Origin of the sequence: Saccharibacillus sp. CPCC 101409, from assembly GCF_030518235.1 — a bacterium.
In the GTDB taxonomy this organism is placed as follows: domain Bacteria; phylum Bacillota; class Bacilli; order Paenibacillales; family Paenibacillaceae; genus Saccharibacillus.
This window is the reverse complement of sequence record NZ_JAULSA010000006.1, coordinates 249,789-271,456: the sequence shown is the minus strand read 5'-3', so window position 1 is coordinate 271,456 and position 21,668 is coordinate 249,789. Positions and strand designations below refer to the sequence as shown.

The window sequence follows — 21,668 nt, the reverse complement described above, 5'->3', positions numbered from 1 at the left end:
ACAATTTACAATTTACAGTCGGCAGGAACGCGCGGCGTTCGCCAGCTCCTCGGCGACGACGGCGACGCCGGAACAAATATCTTCTTCGCGGACGCCGGATACGTTGAGCTTCAGCATGTCTTCGCCCCGGTATCCGCTCAGGTAATGCTCCCGCGCCGTCTCGGCCCGGATCGAACGTCTGCGCAGCCGCTCGATCGCCGGCGTCAAAGCGGCCGCCGCGCGCGGCAGCAGATGCGTATGCACGCCGCCTGCGGTCGGCAGCGGGCCCGTCAGCAGGTCGGGATACGCCGCGCGCGCCGCCCGTACCGCTTCGGTCAGCAGCTCCGAACGCCGCCGGTAGCGGGCGCGGATCTTCTCCCGGTGCCGGTTGAACATGCCGCTCTTGAGATACAGCTCCAGCGCGGCCTGCGACAGCATCGAGCTGTCGATATCCAGCAGCCGCTTGTAGCGTCCGAACGCGTCGACCAGCTCGCGCGGCAGCACCGCCGCTCCGATGCGCAGGCCGGGGAACAGGATCTTCGAATAACTTTTCAAATAAATCGTGCGTCCCGAAGTATCGTAGGCGTACATGGGGTCGGCTTTGGCGTCTTCTTCGAGATCGGCCATATAATCGTCTTCGACGATATACACGCCGTACCGCGCCGCCAGCCGCACGATATCTTCTTTCTGCGCGCGCGTGTACGAGCAGCCGAGCGGATTGTGGAAGCGCGGGATCGTGTAGAAAAATTTGACCTCCCCGCTCCGGAAAATCCGTTCCAGCTCGTCCAGGTCGATCCCCTCCGCGTCCCGGCGGATGCCGATCGCGGGAATGCGGTGCGCTTCGAGATACGCGGCGAACAGCGGATAAGTCGGCTGCTCGACCAGCACCGCGCGCCGTCCGCCGGGAAACGGCATATCTGCCAGCAGCGCCAGCGACTGCTGCACGCCCGACGTGATAAAGATGCGATCCGGCTCGGCAAACACCTGGTAGCCCGCGAGATGGCGCTGCATTTCCCGCACCAGTGACGGGAGGCCTTTGGGCGTCCCGTAAATAAACAGATCGTTCCGGTACGTATCGATCGCTTTGTTGAGGCACTGCTGGAAGTCCAGGTACGGAAAAATCTCCGGGTCCGGCGCGGACTGCGCGAAATCGATCGTCCGTCTGGCTTCTTCTTCCCGCTGCGCGCAGCCGAGCACGTAATAACCGCTTTTGGCCGACGCGTAAATCAGATGGGTGCGTTCCAGCTCGGACAGCGCGCGGATCACGGTGCTTTTGCTGCATCCGTAGCGGCCGGACAGCACGCGGATCGAGGGCATCTTGTCCCCTTCCTTGAGCGAACCGGCGATCATGACTTCCAGTTCGTTCAGCAGCTCCATATATTTATACATCCGTTTCCCCCTCCTCGTCCCGCAAACTGTACCGGTACAGATCGGCGTTTTTTACATTGTACCACGTCTATCGTCCCTTTAAAATGAAAAACGCAATCCCAAATCCCAGGCAAAGGATGAATGCTTATGCAGCCCGCCGCTTCGCGCAAAGCTTATGCCGCCGCTCTGCTGACCGCGCTGATTATCGGCTTTTCTTTTTTGTTCGTCAAGATCGCGCTGCAAACCGCGGACCCGCTCGATATCCTGGCTTACCGCTTCGCTCTTTCGTTCGCCGCCGCTTCGCTGTTCGCGTTTCCGGGACGGGACGTTTTGAAAAAAGGACTTCCGGCGATTGTGGGCACTCTGCCGCTCGCCGCGCTGTATCCGGTGCTGTTCTTCACGTTCCAGACGTTCGGCCTGCTCTACGCGTCTTCGGCCGAAGCGGGCATGATCCAGGGCGCGGTGCCCGTATTCACGCTGGTGCTGGCCGCTCTGACGCTGGGCGAGCGAACGGGCGCGGCGCAAAAATTCTTCACGCTGCTGGCGGTACTCGGCGTCGCCTGCCTGTTCGCCGGACGAACCGGAACCGTATTCTCCGCCAGCCTGCTCGGCATCCTGCTGATCCTGGGCTCGGCGCTGTCGCAGGCCGGCTACAATGTGCTGGCGCGCCGGATGACCCGCACGCGCAGCCCGAAAGAACTGACCTATTTTATGAATCTGCTCGGCTTTGTGTTCTTCGGGCTGCTGGCGTTCGGGCGCCATCTGCTGAACGGAAGCCTGCCCGAGCTGATTGCGCCGCTGGCTTCGCCGTCCTTTATCTTCGCTGTAGTTTATCTCGGCGTTCTCTCGTCGCTCGTCACCTCGTATCTGTCGAACTATGCGCTGTCGAGACTGGAAGCTTCGCGCATGAGCGTATTCGGCAGTCTGTCCGCGGTGGTCGCGCTCGCCGCCGGCGCGCTGCTGCTGGGCGAAGAGCTGCGTCCGGCCGCGCTGATCGGCGCGGCGGCGATCCTCGCCGGCGTGATCGGCGCCGCCCTTTCCGGCAAGCGGAAGCGGGAAGCTTGAATCGGCTTCCCCGCTGTCTGCCGTCCACTTTCCCGGCCGGCTGTGATCCGCAGCGCGGAAGGCGCAGGTTCGAAGCCGCAGGAGCCAATAGCCAAACCGCACAGCGGCAAATGCACAAAAAGCGAAGCTCTCTCCGCGTTCGCCGGGAACGCGGGAAAGAGCTTCGCTTTAACGTATAAAGAAATCTGTTTTTGAATGGTCAAGTCCATAATGATGTGTAAAAAAACACTTTCCCAAAAAGGAGACACAACCGGTATTCTTTTTACGCCCTCACCGTGCAAGTCCTTTGAAGCCCCGCAGAAAATGCTGACTTTTCGTCCGCATTTCGAGGTGAAAAAGAACAAGTACGGCAAAATGCTGACTTTTCGTCTACATTTTACAAACCATTCGTCATTTTTTGCGATGTTCACGTCCAAATGTGTACATTTAGTCAGCATTTTCGTTCGATCCTCAAATTTTCCGTTCAAATGCTGACTTGGCGTCAACATTTAAGATGCAGCATGCCCGGTGCTCCCCTTCCGTCTTGAGCGGCGGCCAGCGTCTTCCGACCTCGCTACTAGATCGACGAGTCGTCTCTTTTTTACACACAAATATGGACTTGGCCCCGCGTTTTCCGCCTCTGCCGCCTTAGTCCTTCGGCAGCTCGGCGCCTTCGATACGGACCGGCGCTTCCGGAACCGCCGCGGCCGGAACGCCGGGATACCACGGATTCAAATGGATCATCACTTCGCTGACGTTCGGATGCTTGGCGATGATCGCTTTTTTGATCTTGCGGATCACGTCGTGGCCCTGCTGGATCGTCAGCCCGGCGTCGATGCCGACCCGCAGGTCGATAAGGATATACTGCCCGTGCTCGCGCGCCCGCATACGGTCGATCCGCTTCACTTCCTCCACGCCGCGAACGATGTTTTCCAGCGATTTTATTTCCTCGCCGCCGATCGCTTTTTCCATCAGGATATCGATCGATTCGCGCGCCATATCGGCCGCAAGCTTCAGCACCAGGACGGCGACGATAATCCCCGCGACCGGGTCGCCGTAGGCCAGCGCCGGCACGCCGATCATCTCGCCCAGCAGTCCGAGCCCGATGCCGATTACGGCCGCGCCCGACGCGTAAACGTCCGCCAGATGGTCCTGCGCGGTCGCGATCAGCCCCTTGCTGTTCGCGCGCCGTCCGATCCCGATCGTGTACACGTACAGCGCCAGCTTCCAGATCAGCGACAGCGCGGCGGCGATCAGCGCGACGATATGCGCCTGCGGAATCGGCGCAAACAGCGCGACGATCGAGTGATACCCGACGTACAGCGCGGCCAGCAGTAGAATGGTGGCGACGACGCTGGCCCCGATGACCTCCGCTTTGCCGTGTCCGTACGGATGATCTTCGTCCGGCGGCCGGCTGGAGATGCGCATCGAACCGAGCGCCGCCGCCGACGCGATCACGTCCCCCGCGTTATGGATGCCGTCGGCGATCAGGACCTGGCTGTTAAACAGAAATCCGACCGCGACTTTCAAAATGGTAAGCAGCACATTGCTGATCAAGCTGATCCATGCCGCAAAAATCGACTGGCTTTTCGCCTGCTCCATCTGTTATTCCCTCCGTCATGTTTGTTGTCCTAAGGAAACAAAAAAAGTTCGAGGGGCTTGTTCAGCCTCGAACTTTTATCAAAAAATACCCTATGCGACGATTGATTTGCTTTGTGCCGTGTATGTTCATATGCGTTGTCTCCGAATTGGTGGATTTTTGGGATTTATCGAAATCCGTCAAGGTGTATTATTATACCGGATCACAGGCGATTTGGGAACCGTTTTGTTTTAGCTTTTAAGCAGATCTCGCAGCTTCGCCTCCCCTCTTTACATTTTCCTCGTCTGCTTTTATACTGATTCAAGCAAAGATCCAATCATCCTACCTTTGGAAAGGGGACGCCATGTTCGAAAAATTGGAGAAACAAACCCTGTCCGGGCGCGTGTATGCCCAGCTTGAATCTATGATCGCCAAAGGCGACTGGGAAGTCGGCAGCCGGATTCCGCGCGAAGCCGATCTGATGGAAAAGCTCGGCGTCAGCCGCAATACGCTGCGCGAAGCGATTCGCGGGCTGGTACAGGTGGGGCTGCTGGAAACGCGTCAGGGCGACGGCACGTTCGTGACAGCCAGCAGCGAGCTCAGCGCCATTCTGCACAAGCGAATGATCCGTTCTTCGGAGATCGAAGCGCTCGAAGTGCAGCACGCGCTGGATCGCGAAGCCGCCGTGCTCGCCTGCGTGCGGCGCACGGACGAGGATATGAAGAATATCCGTCACTACTCGGAACTGTGCCGGCGGTCGTTGGACGGCGAAGACCACGACATGTTCAAGAACGCCGACTGGAATCTGCATCGCAGCGTAGTCGCGGCCGCCCGCAATCAGCTGCTGACCGATCTGTATCAGAACCTATTCGAGAAGCTTCAGATCTCGATCACATCCACCCGCACGATATCCGGCAGTTTGTACGAAGTGGGGCACCCCACTCTGATCGCCGCGATCGAAGACCGCGACGCCGACCGCGCGGTGAAGGCGGTCGACGATTATATCGCGCATTTCAAGCAGCAGCAGGAGAACCGCGCGGAAGAGTAAGCCGCTTTTACGCAAAGAGGCTTCGACCAACCGAAGAAAACCCGGGACGATAAGCTTTCTCTGCGCGCTCCGCAGCGGTTACGGCCGCCCGAGCACGGATCGAAAGCCGGCCCTTTATATTTATGCCGCTTGCCAAAGCGGCGGGAACGGAGCTTGATTATCCATGAAAAAAACCGAACTTCCGCGTACGGAAGACGCCTCGAACGGCGTCTATTATTTGCTGCTCGCCGGCATTCTGCTGGTAGCCGCCAACCTGCGCACCCATATTACCTCGCTCAGCCCGATTATCGAGTCGATTCGCGACGCGCTCTCGCTATCGAGCACGATGGCCGGCTTCCTGACGACGCTGCCGCTGCTCGCTTTCGCGCTGCTGTCGCCTTTCGTCGCCAAATGGGCGCGCATCTACGGCGCCGAACGCATGATCTTCGTCTCGCTCGTGCTGATCGTGATCGGCAGCCTGTTCCGCCCGTTCGGCGGCGTCTTCTCCTTGATGGCCGGCACGTTCCTGATCGGTCTTGCGGTCGCCGTATTCAACGTGCTGCTGCCGAGCATCATTAAGCGGGAATTCCCGCAAAAAATCGGCGTCATGACCGGATTGTATTCGATCATGATGGGGATCTTCGCTTCGACGGCGGCCGCAATCAGCGTGCCGGTGGCAAATACCAGCCTCGGCTGGCGCGGCTCGCTGCTGATCTGGACGATCCTGTCCGCGATCGGCCTGATCGTCTGGCTGCCGCAGCTGCGGCGCAATACGCGCGCGGCCAACGCTACCGCGCCCGACGTGCCCAAGCGCAGCATCTGGCGTTCGCCGCTGGCCTGGTCCGTCACGATCAATATGGGCATGCAGTCGTCCATCTATTACATCATGGTCGCCTGGATGCCGAATATGATGCACGCGCAGCATCTCGACGCGACGATCGCGGGTTACATGCTGTCGCTGTTCCAGCTGCTGATGATCCCGGTGAACTTCATCGCGCCGATCATGGCGGCCAAAGTCAAAGACCAGCGGCCGCTCGTGCTCATGACGGCGGCCAGCTACGTGCTCGGCATCCTGGGCTTCCTGTTTGCCGGCGGCTCGCTGACGATTATCGTAATCGCCATCGTATTCTTCAGCCTGGCCGGCGGTTTCTCGTTCAGCCTGGTCATGATGTTCTTCTCGCTGCGCACATCCAGCGCCGCGGAAGCGGCCGATCTGTCGGGCATGGCCCAGTCGGTCGGCTACCTGCTCGCCGGCTGCGGACCGCTCGCTTACGGCGCGCTGCACGATATGACCGGCGGCTGGACGGTTCCGTACGTGATTATGTTCGGCATCATCGCCGTTTACCTGGCGACCGGATTGTTCGCGGGACGCGGCGGCAGGTACGTGCACGAATAAGATAAACCGTGCCAAAACGGCTCTTCCCCCGGGGAAAGAGCCGTTTTTCGTCCGCCTGCTTATAAACGTGGATCATCTTCGCCTGCTTCCGATCAGATAAAAGACTTCGCGTACAGTTCCGCATAAATCCCGCCGCGCGCGAGCAGCTCGTCGTGCGCGCCCTGCTCCGTGATCCCGCGCTCCGTCAGGACGACGATGCGCGATGCGCCGCGGATCGTGGACAGGCGGTGAGCGACCACCAGCGTCGTGCGCCCGACGGCCAGCCGGTCCAGCGCTTCCCGGACCGCCGCTTCGCTTTCGTTGTCGAGCGCGCTCGTCGCTTCGTCCAGGATAAGCACCGGCGGATTTTTGAGAAACAGCCGCGCGATGCTCAGCCGCTGCTTCTGTCCGCCCGACAACCGCACGCCGCGCTGGCCGATCTCGGTCCGGTAGCCCTGCGGCAGACCCGCGATAAATTCATGCGCGCCCGCCTGCCTGGCGGCTTCGACGATCTGCGCTTCGTCCGCGTCCGGCCTGCCGTAGCGGATATTGTCCTCCACGGTGCCGCCGAACAAATACACATCCTGCTGCACCGTTCCGACCGCGCCGCGCAGCGACTCCAGCGTCCACTCGCGCACATCGCGCCCGTCGAGCAGCACCGCGCCGCCCTGTACGTCGTAGAAACGCGGGATCAGCGAACAAAGTGTCGTTTTGCCGGAACCGGAAGGCCCGACCAGCGCCACGTACTCGCCCGCCCGGATATGCAGCGACAGTTCGTTCAGAGTCTCGGATTCCCGGCTGTCGTAGCGAAACGATACGCCGCGAAATTCGATGCCGCCGGCGGCACGCTCGAGCCTGCGGGCGTCCGGACGGTCTTCCACCGACGGAACCGTGCGCATAATCTCCATAAAGCGCTGAAAGCCGGTCACGCCTTCCTGCAGCTGCGAGCTCATATGCGCCAGCCGCTGCACCGGTTCGGTCAGATAGCCGATATACAGCAGAAACGCGATCAGGTCCGCCAGATCAAGACGGCTGCCCGCGATCCGCACGCTTCCGACCAGCACCGCCGCGACCGTAATGAGCTGAAGCACGGTTTCGAACGTGTTGTAGAACAGCGCTTCCGCCCGGTACGTCGCTTTGCGGCTGCGAAAAAAACGCTCGTTGGCCTGTCCGAATTTGCCGTTCTCCAGCTTCTCCCCGCCGAACGATTGGACGACGCGGATGCCCGCCAGACTGTCTTCGGCCTGCTCGTTGACTCCGGCGATGCGCTCTTTGTTGTGCGTGAGCGTACGGTTGAGCTTTTTGTTGAACACCAAAGTCAGCAGACCCAGCACCGGCAAAAAAGCGAATACCGTAAGCGTCAGCGGCGCGTCGATCGTAAACAAAATGATAAACGCGCCGACAAAGCGGACCGAATATTTCAAATAATCTTCGGGCCCGTGATGATACAGCTCCGACAGCAGCAGCAGATCGTGGGTCAGCCTCGACATCAGCTCGCCCGTCCGGCGGCGGTCGTGAAAGTCGAACGACAGCGTCTGCATATGCGCAAACAGCTCGCCGCGAATATCCCGCTCCATCCGCGCGCCGACTTCGTGTCCTTTATAATCCACAAAGTAACCGCCGGCGTTCTGGATCAGGATCAGCGCCAGCATGGCAGTGCCGATCCGCACCGCTTCGCCGATAGCGAAAGCGTTACCATTTGCAAGCGTTTCTTTGGTCAGCTGACGCACCAGCAGCGGGAGCGCCAGGCTTGCCGCCGATACGATCGCCGCGCATACCAGCACCGCCGTAAACAATTTCAGATGCGGGCGGTAGTAAGACAGAAATTTTTTGACCGGAAATTTGCCGTTCGAAGACCGCTGCTTCGAAGACTTCCGTTTCGAGAATCGCGGATTTGAAAAATCCATGCGTTACCCCTCTCCGTGTGGGTGATTCCACGGACAAGGGGGCGAATCGCCTTAATGCTTCAGGAAACCGCGCCGCCCTTATCCGTCCGGCTGCGTCGATTCGTCGCTCTGCTCATGTTTACGACCTCCTTGAAGTTTGAGTGCGCCAATTATAACATACCCGACTGTTTCTTGTAATTTCGCAGCATCATGCCGTTGGCTTTTCTCATGCCCTGGCGCGCGTAGAAGCTTTCCAGCTCCGGATCGCACAGCAGGTCGACCATATAATGCCCGTCCAGCTTTTTCAGCATCCGCCGCGCAAGTTCCCGGCCGATGCCCTGGCTCTGATACGCCGGAATCACTTCCAGCAGCGGGATATAAGCGCTCAATACCCCATCGGACAGCGCATTGATAAAGCCGATGATCTGCCCGCTCTCGTCGTCAAGCGCCAGTACGACGTGAGCCGAACCGTGCAGCACGCGCACAAAAGTCTCGGGACTCGGCGGATTCGGCCAGCCGGCGAAAAAGCCCTCCGCAAAAGAATCTTCCTTAATCGATTCAAGGCTGTCGACATACTGAATGGTCATAGGGGCCTCCTGATTATCCTCGCTTCGAGGGAATATGGCTGTGCGCCGCCGCGATCCTTTTTTTGCGAAAATGAAGCTTTGGCGCTCGAACCCACCCGGATCGTATGGAAAATCCCAAATCCTGGTGTAACGATCTTACAAGAAGATTGACTAGAAATCCAGGGATTGCGACAATGGAAACAGAACATTCCGTACATCCGGCCTTGATGGCAGCTTGGCTGCCGGGCCATCCAATCCATAAATAAGGGCGGTTGACGATGAATTATTCCAAAGGCACGAACTATGCGCTGCATACGATGCTCGATCTGGCGACCCGCTCCGCGGACGTCAAAGTAGGCGTTCAGGAGCTGGCGGCGAAGCAGCGGGTCTCTCCGACCTATCTGTCCAAGATTCTGACCAAGCTGGCGAAAGCCGGGCTGATCGACTCCTACTCCGGCGCGCAGGGCGGATACTGTCTGCGGCGCGACAAATACGAGATTTCGTTTCTGGAGATTATCCAGGCCGTCGAAGGCACCACGCCGCTGTTCAAAGGCTGCGACTCCAACGGTCCCGGCTGCCTGATCGAAGGCGTCATGCGCGAATCCGAGCAGAAAATGGACGATCATCTGCGCGCGACCACGATTGGCCGGATTGCGGACGAAATGCCGCAGCATCTTCATCATTCGGGCGGGCAGGCGGCCAAAGAATCATAACCCTTCAGGCAATGCGTTTGTTCAAAAAAGGACTTCAAATCCCACAGCGGCCTGTGGAACATGAGGTCCTTTTTGCATGAATTTCCCGCTTTCCGGCTTCAAGCCCGAACGGCCGCGGTCTTCGTTCGGCCCCTACCGCTTTCTCCAATCCGACAGCATCTCCTGTACCGAAGCGTACCGCTCCTCCCGGAACTCGGATACGGCTTTGAGCGCAGCCCGGTACAAGTCTTCTCCGGCATCCCACAATTCGCGCGAACGGTCGCGCTCGCCGCCCAGCAGGCTGAACGCCATCGCACCCATCGCGAATACGTTTGTGCGCGAGTCGATCGGCGCGCCCAGCTCGAACTCCTCCGGCGACATAAAGCGCGACGATCCCCACATCCGGCCCATTTGGTTGACGTAAGGCTTGGGACGGTAAAAGTCGATATCGCAGATCGTAAGCCGCCCGGTGTCGAAATCGTAGATCAGACTGCCGTCGTAAAAGTCTATCGCCACGTATCCTAACGACTCCACATGGGCATGAAAATCGAGGATCGCATCCATCGCCGCGATCCGCCGTTCGGCCGGCAGATGGCGGAATCTCGCGGTCGGGGAATCGGGATGCTCGACCGGAAGTTCGGCGCCCGGGCGCAGCAGTTGACCTTCCGCCCATTCGAACAGCAGCGCGTAGCCGTCCGGCGTTTCGAAATGATCCAGCATGCGCACCAGCTCCGGATGCCTCAACGTCTGGTAAACGTCCGCCGCTTCCCTCAGCGCGTTTACGGCATCGGACGTCCGCCCTTCGTACTCGGCGGTCGGCGCGCCCGCGTATTTGATAAACACGCGCTGGCCTTCGATCGCAAGTCCGAACGAGATATTGCCGGAATCCTGGCGGTCCCAGACGCGGAACACCTGCCCGAACGGCGCCAGCCAGTTGAAATCGTGCGGTTCTTTCAGCACGAACGGAATACCGTCGATCCACTGCTCGATCAGCCCGTCGTCCGGCAGGGGCACGTCTGCCTGCGCCGGCTGAACGTCGACCACGATTCCCGACACGGCCGCCGGCACGGCGGGTTCGCCGCTCGCTTCCGTGACTTCCGCCGCGATTACCGGGGACTCGGGTTCATATTCCGTTTCCGCAAATTCCGGCGGGTCCGGATGCTCCGGCCGGGCGCCGAAATCCGGGGAAGGCTGCTGCGTTTCGCCGAAAAACTCGGCGGACGGTTCGGCGGAAGCTTCGATAAAGGGATCGGAAACACCCTCGGAAGCAGCCGGATGTCCAAAAGACGCGGGATCGCCGGAATCGCGCGAAACATCGCCGTAAGTTTGGCTTTCATCGTGTCCGGACGCTTCGGGAACCTCCGGTGCCGCGAAAGATTCGGGCGCGCCGGAAGCACCGGGCGTTCCAAAAGTTTCAGCGGCTTCCGGAGCCGCAAAAGTTCCGGAAGCTTCGAAATATTCTTCGTTTGCGGTCAGGTCCCGCTCGTCGGGCGCCGCCGCTTCAAACGCCTGCCCGATGCCCGGCTGCGGTTCTGCTTCCGGTTCGAACGCATCGATCGTGTGCCCTTCCGCTTCGAGCGAAGCCACGTCGATAACCGGGACGGCTTCGACTTCAACCGGATCCGCGGGCGCCCCGACCACTTCGGGAGAGTCGGCCGATTCAAATACTTCCGCGAGCTGCACTTCCGGAAGTCCTTGCCGTTCCTGCGCCTTAGCCGGTACAGCCGGCTCGCGCGCTTGCGCCGCCGCGTTCGCCGCTGCCGAAGGCGAAGTCTCCGGCCGGTATAGCCGCTCGCGAATCCGCCACTCGTCTTCGAGCAGCGCGTAGACGCACTCGTCCAGCCATTGTCCGTCTTTGAGGATATTGCGGCGAAAATACGCTTCCATCCGCAGCCCCAACTTCTCCGCCAGCTCGCGGGAAGCGCGGTTGTCGGGCGGGCAGGACACCGTAATCCGGTGCAGACCTAGATCGGTAAAAGCATGCCCGAGCAAAGCTTCCGCGGCTTCGAACGCATAGCCGCCTCGCCGGTGCTCCGGCCGGATAAACCATCCAAGCTCGTGCGTGAACGGCTGCGCGTGCGGGCGGTAGATCATATGCCCGATCCGCTCGCCGCCCGCCGCGGACAAAACGGCATAAATGCCGGCGGGTCCCGGCAGCAGGCCGGCCGCCTGTCCGGAGCGCAGCTCTTCGCGGCAGCCCCGCGCGGCATCTTCCTCGTCCGGATCGGACAGCGCCGCCTGCCATTCCTCCGCCGTAAACGGGCGGATCGACAACCGCCGCGTTTGCGTCAAAACGGCCGGAACGCCGCCTTGCTCTTCTTGTCCGCCGGAACCGTAAGTTTCCGGGCTGCCGCCCGGCCGCAGCGCTTCGCCCGGCTCTCTGTCTTTTTCCATGAAATTCCCTCCCCTGTAACCGACCCCGATCGGTCTTCCCGAATCTCGCAGCGGGAGCGCCGTCTGCGGCTGTTTGTCTGTACGGCGCCGGGCCGTGTTTATAGGCGAAATCGCCTGTTTTCAAACGTTTTTCTTAACACAAGGCTTCGCTGCCGAGCGGGTCTTTTCCTGCCCGCGCGCAAGAAGTGAAGATTTTTTAACCCTTTTGGCCGCGGGCGAGATTCCGTTGCGGCACGCCCGCGCTTACGAATACCGCTCCGGCGGCCTGCGGCGCTTCGCTTTGCGCTCGTACCGGTGCGCGATCTCGATCAGCAGCGGATCGGACAGCGCCGTTCCGGACAGCAGCAGGCCGACCGGCTGTCCGGACTCGGTATAGCCGGCCGGAACGGACACAAGCGGGTAACCGGCGCGCGCCGCCAGATCGGAGCCTTCGCTGCCGGTAAACACAAGCGCGTGCACGCCGTATTTGAGCAGCGCAAAGTCGATTCCCCGTTCGCCCGCTCGGCGGATGCCGCGAGCTTTGCCTTCGATATACGCTTCGTCGTCCATAACGCCGCCGTCCGCTTCGGACTCTTCCAGCAGATGCTGGCCGTAGCGCAGACGCCGCTCTGCGTGCTCCGCGTTGAACGCGATCAGCTCGCCCAGATTCGCGGGAAACTCGCCGTGCGGCTGCTCGGCGAGAAAAGCGTCGATCGCCGCTTTGAATTCGCGCCGCAGCACGATGCCGTCGGCTTGCGCTTCTTCCGCATCGCCGTGCGCCGATCCTTCTTCCGGCTCGTCCGCCGGAAACTCCAGCCCGCGCCGCACTTCGATGCCCGCGCGCTCCAGATCTTTCAGCGCCCGTTCGAATACGGCCGCCGTGTCCGGGTCCAGCTTCTTCGCATACGACTCGACCACGCCGACCTTCAGCCTGTCGGGCATGGCCGAGCGCTCCGGCAGAAACGAAACCGGCCGCTGTTTCAGCAGCGTGCAGGCATCCGCTTCGTCGCCGAACGCCATCGCTTCCAGGATCAGCGCGGCGTCCAGCACGGTCCGCGCGATCGGACCGAGCGTGTCCTGCGACAGCGACAGCGGAATCACGCCGCTGCGGCTGATCAAGCCGACGGTCGGCTTGATGCCGACGACCGAATGGGCCGACGCCGGGCTGACGATGGAGCCCGACGTTTCGGAACCGATCGCGCCGAGCGCGAAGTTGGCCGACACCGCGGCGGCCGAACCGGTGCTCGATCCGCCGACGGGGTAATCGCCGTACGGATTACGGGTCTGGCCGCCGCGCGAACTGTAGCCGGACGGCATCTTCCACGACATGCAATTCGCCCATTCCGTCATATTGACTTTGCCGAGCAGGACGGCGCCGGCTTCGCGCAGCCGGGCCGCGGCGAACGCGTCCCTCTGCGCGCGGCGGCCTTCCAGCGCCAGCGAACCGGCCGTCGCCGTCATCTTGTCGGCGGTATCGATATTGTCCTTGAGCAGGACCGGCACGCCGAACAGCGGCAGCGAGCCCAGCTCGTCGAAGTTGTCGTCGAGCTGCTTCGCCAGCGCGGCGGCGTCCGGATTGAGTTCGAGCACAGCGTTCAGTTCGCCGTCCAGACGCCCGATCCGCTCGATATACGCCTGCGTCAGCTGGAGACAGGTCCAGCGGCCGCTTTGCAGCTTCTCCTTGAACGTTTCGATCGTCAGTTCAAGCAGGTCTTCGTCCGTAATCTCTTCGCGGTCGTGCGCCGCGTTGGAACGAAGAGCGCTCCGGTTCGCGGAAGACGAAGCCTGCGGAACTTCTTCGTCCGCGGCAAACGAATTCCGCAGCTTGAGCGCGGAAGCCGTGTCCGCCGCCGATGCCGCAGCGGCGGCGCCGGCTGTATCGGCAGCCGGGCCGCTCGAAGCGGCCCGCGTGTCCGGCGCCGCGCCGCTTGGCGCGCCCGGGCTCGGGCCCGGGTGCGGGTTCGCCGTGCGGGGCGAACCGGTTCCGCCGGCCGGTGAAGCGCCGGCGGCGGCGGGATTCGTCGGCGCCGACTCGGCGCTTTGGCGCTCGCGCCGCAGCCCGCTCGCCGGCCCCGTGCCGGCGGCCGGCCGGGCGATCGGAATTTCGTTCTCCACCGGCGTGCCCAGCCGGCTGTCGGCGGCCCGGCCGCTGCTTGGTTCGCGTTCCGGCCGGCCCGAGCGCTGCCGATCGTGTTCGTGTTCGTTTTCCCGCATCGATCTTCGGCCCCCTGTTCTGGTGATTCTGTCTTCGTTCCCTACGGCTCAATCTTCCGCCGGATCGTCCCGGTCCCAGACCCGATCCAGCTTGTCCGCATAATAGCGAATCGCTCTATGATAGCTTTGTACCCCTTCGTGCGAGGAATGATCGGCGATTTCCGTCAGCAGCAGGTTCATCGCTTCGGCGTGCCGGCCCAGATTGTGCAGCGCCATCGCCTGGAAAACGCGCAGTTCGGCCCGCTCCGGATATTCCGCCGCCGCCGCGCGCAGAATCTCGGCCGCCCGTTCGTATTCGCCGAGCACCCGATACGTGCTGCCCAGCCCGAGCAGCGCTTCCGCGCGGTCCGGCTCGCCGAGCCCCAGCTCCAGGCTGCGCTCGTAATACGGCACCGCCGCGCGCTCCAGTCCCAGATTGTCGTGCGTCGAAGCCAGCTCGTACAGCAGCATCGCCGATTCGCCCTGCCGCTCCAGCAGCTCCAGCATCATCGTTCTCGCTTCTTCGCCACGGCCTTCGCGGCGCAAGCGGACGGCCTGCTCCAACCCGGTCGTTCGATTTTCCGTGTCCACTCCCGTTCCTCCGCTTCCGTTTGTCGTACGCCGGACTTTTTCATAAAGTAAGCGCTTGACAAAAGCTTACCACAGTTCGCCGATCGGCTGCCAAACCCTTCGACAACCTCACAGCGCCAAAAAGCTTTGTCCGGATGCGGCGGCTCCCGAAGAGGAAACGAAACCGACATCGGACAAAGCGTTTGGCGCGAACAGATACAGCAAACGCGGACTACGCAAAAAATCCGGCCGGCCAGGTCGCTGCGGAGTTCCGTTTTGCCGATCGAACTTTACCCAACCGCCAGGCGACTGCCCAAACGCCGCGCGATACGCGCGCTAACGGAACGTACAGACGCTAAACGCCTGTTTTTCCACGTATACGAATTCTAACGGAACGAGGCGACGTTAAAATCAGCAAATCGGCCGAAATCGTCCCTTTTCAGTGAACGGCAGCACGCTAAAGGAATGACGTTCCGTTACAGCTCCGAAAGCGGGAAAGCGGCGGAAAGATTTAGTCCATCGATTGAGACAACTTCCTCGTCCAACGTCGAAAAAACGCCTCGAACGCAGCCCCGGGTCCATAAGGAGGACGCCGCAGGATGCGCGCGAAGCGCTTTTTCAATCAAGCATTCAACCAAGCATTCAATCAAACATTCGCTCAAAATGCCCTCGAACCCTCGCGTCGGCAGCAGGCGCCCGAACCGGTAACGGTTAACGCAGCGAGCCGATTACGTAAACCGCCGCGCTTCCGCAACTTTCGCCGCTTCCCGCAGGAAGGCCGCCGGATACATCCGCCGCATTTTCCACCCGGATTTCCGGCGTACACGCCGGGCCGGCTTCCTTTTTAACGAGTCGAAGCCATTCCCTTTAACGCCCTTCGTTAATCGCCCGGATCTTGTCCAGCGGAATCTTCGGCACGCGGTCGTAGGTCAGCAGGCCGTTGATCTCCTGTTCGACGTCGGTGAGCTGCGTATAGCAGTAGCCCTGCACGAGTTCGGCTTTGAGCAGCGGGTCGATCACGCTCCGCAGGCGCTCTTCGAAATCTTCGTCGCTGCTCGCGCCGGAGTAGCCCCAGCCTTCCCAATCGCTTTTCTTGTACGCGATGCCGCCGAATTCGGTGACCAGGATCGGCTCGCCGCCGTAGGAATAGCCGTAGGCGATAATCGGATGGCCGCCCGGAATCAGGCTGAGCGCTTTGTCGGCACTGTCATAGCGTTCTTCCAGCACTTCGCGCTGCCACTCGTAGTCGTGAATGGTGATGAGATCGCTCGTCGTGTGCTCCCAGCCGTCGTTCGAGATGACCGGACGCATCGGGTCGAGCGATTTGGTCAGGTGCACGAGCGCTTCGGAATGGTGCTGCTGGACTTTGTCCCGCGCCAGATCCGGCACGCCCCAACTTTCGTTCAGCGGCACCCAGACGACGATCGACGGATGGTTGTAGTCGCGGTCGATCGATTCGATCCACTCGCGGTTGAAGCGCTCCACATACTCGTCCGAGTACATATAAGCGTTCGCCGCTTCGCTCCACACCAGCAGGCCGAGCTTGTCGCACCAGTAGAGGTAGCGCGGATCTTCGAGTTTCTGGTGTTTGCGCGCGCCGTTGAAGCCCATTTCCTTGGTCAGCTCGACGTCCCTGCGGATGTCTTCGTCGCTCGGAGGCGTCAGGTTGCCGTCCGGGAAATAGCCCTGGTCGAGCACCAGCTTCATCTTGTACGGGCCGTTGTTGAGACACAGCTTGCCGCCGTCGATCGAGATCTTGCGCATGCCGAAGTAGCTGTCGACCGTGTCGGTTTCCGCGCCGTTTTCGATCAGGGTAAACGTAATATCGTACAGGCTCGGGTTCTCCGGCGACCACCAGGTTTCGCGCTCGTGGAAGTTGAAGTTGCTCAGCCCGATCGCATGGTTGACGGTCCGGCTCGATACCGAATACGTCTGCTCCGCCACCGGCTGTTCGTTAAACGAAATCGACACCCGCAGTTTGAGATCGGTTCCCGGCGCGAAATTCGCGACGTAAGGCATGATCTTGACGCACTTGTTGTCCATGTCCGGCGTGATTTTGACTTTTTCCAGATAGACCGGCGATACCGCCTCCATCCAGACCGTCTGCCAGATGCCCGTCGTGCGCGTGTAGAAAATGCTGGCCGAATCCTGCTTCCAGAACTGTTTGCCGCGCGGCAGCTCCAGATTCCGGCTTTCGTCGAGCGCCTGCACAACCAGCGTGTTGGAGGCGGATTCCCGGTTCAGCGCATGCGTGATATCGGCTTTAAAAGGAGTATGTCCGCCTTCGTGCCGCGCGACGAATACGCCGTTCACCCATACTTTGGCTTCGTAATCGACCGCGCCGAAATGCAGCAGCACATTCTTATCCGCGAACGATTCCGGAATCTCGAACGTGCGGCGGTACCAGACGTTGTCGTGGAAATCCGGGTCGCCGATGCCGCTCAGTTTGCTTTGATACGCGAACGGAACCTGGATTTTTTGCGAAAAAGATTGTTCTCCGCCGTACCAGTTTCCCCGAATGCCTTCGTTTTTGTCGTCGTACGCAAACTCCCATTCGCCGTTCAGATTGGCCCACGCTTCGCGCCGGAACTGCGGCCGCGGATATTCCTCCCGATAGATCGATTCCGCCGCGCCGCCCGTTTCCGTCCCCTGCACCGTGCTCATTGTGTATTCGCTCCTTTTGTTAACTTTAAAGTTATTTAAATAATACGCTTACATCTTCGAAAACAGTATGCAATAAACGTTCATTTAAGTCAACTTTAAATTGATTAAATAACTTATGAGTTATACAATAGACACAAAGAAGCGGAGGAGAGAAACCATGAACGTGCCCGTAACGCTGCAAAATATGCCCCTGCTCGAATGCTTCGCCTCCGAAACGCGCGTGCGGATCGTCGAGCTGCTGGGCGAGAAACCGATGAGCGTCGGCGAACTGGCCGAGGAGCTGCAATTGTCGTCGGCGATCGTGACGAAGCACGTCCAGAAGATGGAGGGCGCCGGCCTGCTCGCGACCGAAAGCGTCTCCGGCATCCGCGGACGGCGCAAAGTCTGCCGGCTGGCGCTCGACAGCCTGGTGCTGAATTTCCGGCCGCGGCCGTCCGAAGAAGAGCGCAGCGCTTATTCCGTATCGCTGCCGGTGGGCCAGTATGTGGCCCACGACGTCAGGCCCACCTGCGGCCTGGCGTCGGAAACGCGGATCGTCGGCATGGTGGACGATCCCCGTTACTTCGCCGATCCGGACCACGTATCGGCGCGGCATCTGTGGTTCGGGTCCGGTTACGTCGAGTACCGGATTCCGAACTACCTGGTCGGCGGCCAAACGGTCCGCGAGCTGTCGGTCACGCTGGAGCTGGGCTCGGAAGCGCCCGGCTACAACGCCAACTGGCCGTCCGATATCGACTTTCATATCGGCGGCCTGCATGTGGGCACCTGGACGTGCCCGGGGAACTTCGGCGGCACGCGCGGGCAGTATACGCCCGCCTGGTGGAGCGAACATAACAGCCAGTACGGGCTGCTCAAGACGCTGTCCGTCCGGGCCGACGGGACGTTTATGGACGGCATGAAGCTGTCGGACGTCACGGCGGACGACCTGGGCATCTCGGCGGCGAACGGACCGGCGTCCGACGCCGCAGCGGACGGCGCGGAAGCGCTGGGTCCGGGGGCGGCGGGCGGCAGGGCGGATCGGGCGGCGGCAAGCGCAAAGGCGAGGGAAGCGGCGGACACGGCCGCGCGCGGCAAAGCGGACAGGACGGCGAGCGCAGCCGCGGAGACGCGTTCCGCATCGAACCGCCCGGCGGGCGGCGAGATCGCGCTGCGGATCGAAAACCGCGCCGACGCCGGCCATCCGGGCGGCGTCAGCCTGTTCGGCCGCGGGTTCGGCAACTACGACCGCGATATCGAAGTATCGGTGAAGTTCGGCGACGGCGGCGAGGAACGGCGGGGATAGCGCGGCGGCAAGAGAGGGCGGCGCCGCCCGCCTGAACGAATCGGAACTCCGCGATCGCCAGTCAACCAAGTGCGAAAATCCACTTTATTTCGCCGAACAAGCCCCGCCCCTATCCAATCAAATGCAAAAATCCACCTTATCTTCTTCCGGAAGCCGACAATCGCCGAGCTCCGAAGATTAAGGTGGATTTTTGCAGTTTATGCGTCAAATCGGACGAATTCCCACGGAATAAAGTGGATTTTGGCAGCTCGCTGTGCGGATTGGCTGCCTCTGGCCTGCTGCGCGGTTCGGCGATCCGGAGCTCGCGATCCGGGCTGGCTTGCCGTTCGCACAGAACCCCTGCTCGCCGCACGAAATGCCGCGCACAAGATATATCCATAATATTGGCCAGCAGGACTTTTTCGCCGTTCAGCCTTCCTTCTCCGCCCGGTATTGTCCGGGCGTCATGCCTTCCTGCTTGCGGAACAGCCGGATAAAGTACGAAGGATGATAGCCGACGGCTTCGGCAATCTCGTTGACTTTGAGATCCGTCGTGCGCAGCAGCTCGCGGCCTTTGTCCAGACGCAGCGTCATGACGTAATCGACGAACGTCTGGCCGTATGTTTGCTTGAACGAACGGCTGAGCGCGTACGGGCTGACGCCGAATCGCTCGGCGCAGCGTTCGAGCGAGAAGTCCGCCGTGTAATCCCGCTCAAGCTCCAGGCGCACGCGCTCGGCCAGCCGCCCGGTCTCCAGCTGCCGGCCCGCTTCCAGTTCGCGGCCGTAAGGCTCCAGCACGCGCAGCCGCAGGAAAGCCTCGATCGCTTCCGGCTGGCGCAGCTCCAGCAGCCGTTCGTACAGATCCGCTCCTTCCGCGCCTTCGGGCCGCGCGCCGTTCTCCAGCATGACGTGCAGCAGGCTGCCCAGCAGATGCAGCGCTCCTTCCCGCAGCTCCGCTTCCGAAGCGGAGCGCCGCGAAAGCTCGGCGACGAAGTTCCCGGTCAGCCCGGACGCTTCCCCGATCCGGCCGAGCCTGACTTCCTGGATCAGCTCTTTCTCCAGCGCAAACGGATAAGCGCCGCCCGCTCCCGCTCCGGGCAGCAGCTCGCCCAGATGCAGCACGCGGCAGGACTCGGCGTCCGGCACGCCGCGCAGAACGCCGCGCAGCGCGTGCAGCAGTTCCGGCACTTCAAGGATGCCGCCCGCTTCGCCGGTACAGACTACCGTCCGCAGCCGCAGCGTGGCGCGCACGACCGACGCCAGTTCTTCGGCGAGCGCTTTGCGCGCCGAATCGGGCGCGCTTTGTCCGCCGCCCGGGGAGACGATGCCGGCTTCAAAGGAAGTCCCTGCATGAAACATAACGTTCTCCCCGGCAGCCGTCGGCCGGAATCCGGCCGTTTCGCCAGGCTCCGTCCATCGCCCCGATTCCGGCGGCGCGCCTCCATGCTTCCGGACTTCGGAAGCCGTGCCTTCATCCGGCTCCGTATACGGAATCAGCGCGGCGACGCTGCCGTCCTGAAAGTTCACGACCTCGGCCCGGTCCCGGCGCTGACCGATGAATTCCCGGACGAGGTTCGCGGCCGCGAACGTCATCAGCAGCTCGTCTTCATCGCGGAACTGCGATTCCGGCGGCGACAGCACGCCGACGCGCAGCAGCACGACGAAGAGCCGCTCGCCGCTCTCCAGCGGCCAGCCGAAATGCGCCATCCGCGGCAGCAGTTCGCGCTCGTCCAGCGAGCGGTAATGTCCTTGCATCAGCTGCATGAAGAAAGCCGCGCGCAGCTCGGGATACGTCCGCTCCAGCCGCGCTTCCGCTTCGCGCTTGGCTCCTTCCAGCTCGCGCCAGCTGCGCTCGATATGGCGCAGCTCGTCGTAATCTTCTTCGCCGCCTTGGCGAAGCAGACCGCGAAGACCCCGCCTGCGGCTCCGGCCGGGCTGCGGCTCGGCCGCGCGCGATGCGCCGAGCATATCCGCCAGCCGACGGATCGGCAGGTGCAGGCGGCGCGATGCCAGCCAGGCGAGCAGCAGCGCCAGCAGCATGCTGGCGAGGCTGACGCCGAGCAGCGAACGGGACAGCATGACGACCGGGCGGGTCAGCGCTTCGATCGGCGACACCGTCGCGTACGTCCAGACCGCGCCGGGCCGCTGAAGCAGGCTGTACGAAACGGAGTACGTTTTGCCCCGCCACTTGAACAGATACGAATCGGACGGCTTCTCCCCGTCCGACGCCCGCGACGAAAGTTCTTCGCGCAGCGAGCTTTCGAACAGACGGTCTTCGGGCATGCCGTCCGCGACGCGGATCACGGACCGACCGCCTTCGGCATACAGATACGAAGCGCTTTTGTCTTCGAACGACGCTTCGCCCACGAATTCCTCCAGCTTGCCGCGGTCCAGGCTGAGCAGCAGCGCTCCGTACGGCGCGCCGTAGCCCGGAAGCTTGCGCACCAGCACCACCGAACCGGGGTCCGACGCGGTCCAGCGGAAATCTTCGATCCAGTAGAGATCGGCGTGCCGCTCCACCAATTCCTGAAATCGCTTACGGTCTTCGGCGAACGAAATCTGCCGCACGCCGCCCGATTCCGACAGCAGCAGCGGTTCGCTGCGGTTGAGCAGCAGCCGCGCGTCTTCCAGACGCGGATAAGTCGCTTTCATCAGGCCGAGAAACCGGTACAATTCGTTCGTGCGCTGATACTCCATGCTCAGGTTGGCCCGCTTCAGCGTGCTGCCGAGCCTGGGGTCGAGCGACCACTGGCTGGCCGACAGTTCCAGCTGGTCGAACAGCTCGTCCAGTCTCGCCGCCGAGCGCTCGACCAGCGTCCGGTGGCTCGCCATCACTTCGCGTTCGATATGCGCGGTGCCGAGCGCGTACGACGCGGCGGCGATCAGCGCCGTGGGAATACTCGCCATGCACAGCGCCAGAATCAGGCTGTAGCGGTAGAATCGCCCTCTTCGTTCGCGGCTTCGCCCGCCCGGCAGCTTTTTGACCCAATCTCCGATGCGCGTCATTCCGTTCGCTCCTTCCCCCGTATGCCGGCCGCTTGTTCGCGGAATGCTTTTTTCTCCGCCCCTATTTTATGTAAAAAAGCCCAAA

The 21,668-nt window shown here is 61.6% G+C and carries 15 protein-coding genes and 1 pseudogene; 6 read left to right on the top strand and 10 right to left on the bottom strand.

Going from position 1 to position 21,668, the window contains the following annotated elements; genetic code table 11:
• Positions 1-12 precede the first annotated feature (12 nt).
• Positions 13-1,368, bottom strand: coding sequence for an aminotransferase-like domain-containing protein (locus QWJ34_RS15490; RefSeq protein ID WP_302729141.1), 1,356 nt, complete (start codon positions 1,366-1,368; stop codon positions 13-15).
• A gap of 126 nt (positions 1,369-1,494) precedes the next feature.
• On the opposite strand from QWJ34_RS15490, the gene QWJ34_RS15485 reads away from it, so the two are divergent.
• A complete protein-coding gene (locus QWJ34_RS15485) occupies positions 1,495-2,412 on the top strand; it encodes a DMT family transporter (RefSeq protein WP_302729139.1) in 918 nt (305 codons plus the stop codon).
• Positions 2,413-3,039: 627 nt separating this feature from the next.
• On the opposite strand, the gene QWJ34_RS15480 is transcribed toward QWJ34_RS15485, so the two are convergent.
• Positions 3,040-3,993 (bottom strand): cation diffusion facilitator family transporter, encoded by a 954-nt coding sequence (locus QWJ34_RS15480; protein WP_302729137.1) that lies wholly within the window; start codon positions 3,991-3,993, stop codon positions 3,040-3,042.
• 341 nt (positions 3,994-4,334) lie between these two features.
• Here QWJ34_RS15480 and QWJ34_RS15475 point away from each other — a divergent pair, with 341 nt between their 5' ends.
• Positions 4,335-5,018 (top strand): FadR/GntR family transcriptional regulator, encoded by a 684-nt coding sequence (locus QWJ34_RS15475; RefSeq protein WP_302729135.1) that lies wholly within the window; start codon positions 4,335-4,337, stop codon positions 5,016-5,018.
• A 163-nt stretch (positions 5,019-5,181) separates the two neighbouring features.
• The gene (locus QWJ34_RS15470) at positions 5,182-6,393 is read left to right on the top strand and encodes a CynX/NimT family MFS transporter (protein ID WP_302729134.1); all 1,212 of its coding nucleotides are present in this window, start codon (positions 5,182-5,184) and stop codon (positions 6,391-6,393) included.
• Positions 6,394-6,485: 92 nt separating this feature from the next.
• Here the strand turns inward: QWJ34_RS15470 and QWJ34_RS15465 are convergent, their stop codons facing one another.
• Positions 6,486-8,279, bottom strand: a complete 1,794-nt coding sequence (locus QWJ34_RS15465; RefSeq protein WP_302729133.1) for an ABC transporter ATP-binding protein — start codon at positions 8,277-8,279, stop codon at positions 6,486-6,488.
• Between the two features lie 149 nt (positions 8,280-8,428).
• Positions 8,429-8,845, bottom strand: coding sequence for a GNAT family N-acetyltransferase (locus tag QWJ34_RS15460; protein ID WP_302729132.1), 417 nt, complete (start codon positions 8,843-8,845; stop codon positions 8,429-8,431).
• Positions 8,846-9,102: 257 nt separating this feature from the next.
• On the opposite strand from QWJ34_RS15460, the gene QWJ34_RS15455 reads away from it, so the two are divergent.
• On the top strand, positions 9,103-9,537 hold the full coding sequence (locus QWJ34_RS15455) for an Rrf2 family transcriptional regulator (protein WP_302729130.1): 435 nt from the start codon (positions 9,103-9,105) through the stop codon (positions 9,535-9,537).
• 132 nt (positions 9,538-9,669) lie between these two features.
• Here the strand turns inward: QWJ34_RS15455 and QWJ34_RS15450 are convergent, their stop codons facing one another.
• The 4 genes and pseudogenes from QWJ34_RS15450 to QWJ34_RS15435 all read right to left on the bottom strand — a co-directional run bounded on the left by QWJ34_RS15450 (position 9,670) and on the right by QWJ34_RS15435 (position 14,673).
• Complete coding sequence (locus QWJ34_RS15450; RefSeq protein WP_302729283.1) at positions 9,670-10,506, bottom strand: protein kinase domain-containing protein; 837 nt, start codon at positions 10,504-10,506, stop codon at positions 9,670-9,672.
• 909 nt (positions 10,507-11,415) lie between these two features.
• Positions 11,416-11,910 (bottom strand): annotated as a pseudogene (locus QWJ34_RS15445) (GNAT family N-acetyltransferase); the annotation flags it as partial.
• Between the two features lie 243 nt (positions 11,911-12,153).
• Positions 12,154-14,103 carry an amidase family protein gene (locus tag QWJ34_RS15440; protein WP_302729129.1) on the bottom strand — a complete coding sequence of 650 codons (1,950 nt, stop codon included), beginning with the start codon at positions 14,101-14,103 and terminating at the stop codon, positions 12,154-12,156.
• Between the two features lie 48 nt (positions 14,104-14,151).
• A complete protein-coding gene (locus tag QWJ34_RS15435; RefSeq protein WP_302729127.1) occupies positions 14,152-14,673 on the bottom strand; it encodes a tetratricopeptide repeat protein in 522 nt (173 codons plus the stop codon).
• Between the two features lie 578 nt (positions 14,674-15,251).
• On the opposite strand from QWJ34_RS15435, the gene QWJ34_RS15430 reads away from it, so the two are divergent.
• Complete coding sequence (locus QWJ34_RS15430) at positions 15,252-15,500, top strand: hypothetical protein (protein ID WP_302729125.1); 249 nt, start codon at positions 15,252-15,254, stop codon at positions 15,498-15,500.
• A 19-nt stretch (positions 15,501-15,519) separates the two neighbouring features.
• Here QWJ34_RS15430 and QWJ34_RS15425 read toward each other — a convergent pair whose 3' ends face one another.
• Entirely contained in the window at positions 15,520-17,316 is a 1,797-nt protein-coding gene (locus QWJ34_RS15425) for a glycoside hydrolase family 2 protein (protein WP_302729124.1), read from the bottom strand.
• 157 nt (positions 17,317-17,473) lie between these two features.
• Here QWJ34_RS15425 and QWJ34_RS15420 point away from each other — a divergent pair, with 157 nt between their 5' ends.
• Positions 17,474-18,598 (top strand): ArsR/SmtB family transcription factor, encoded by a 1,125-nt coding sequence (locus QWJ34_RS15420; RefSeq protein ID WP_302729123.1) that lies wholly within the window; start codon positions 17,474-17,476, stop codon positions 18,596-18,598.
• A 408-nt stretch (positions 18,599-19,006) separates the two neighbouring features.
• On the opposite strand, the gene QWJ34_RS15415 is transcribed toward QWJ34_RS15420, so the two are convergent.
• Entirely contained in the window at positions 19,007-21,583 is a 2,577-nt protein-coding gene (locus tag QWJ34_RS15415) for a helix-turn-helix domain-containing protein (protein WP_302729122.1), read from the bottom strand.
• Between the last annotated feature and the right edge of the window lie 85 nt (positions 21,584-21,668).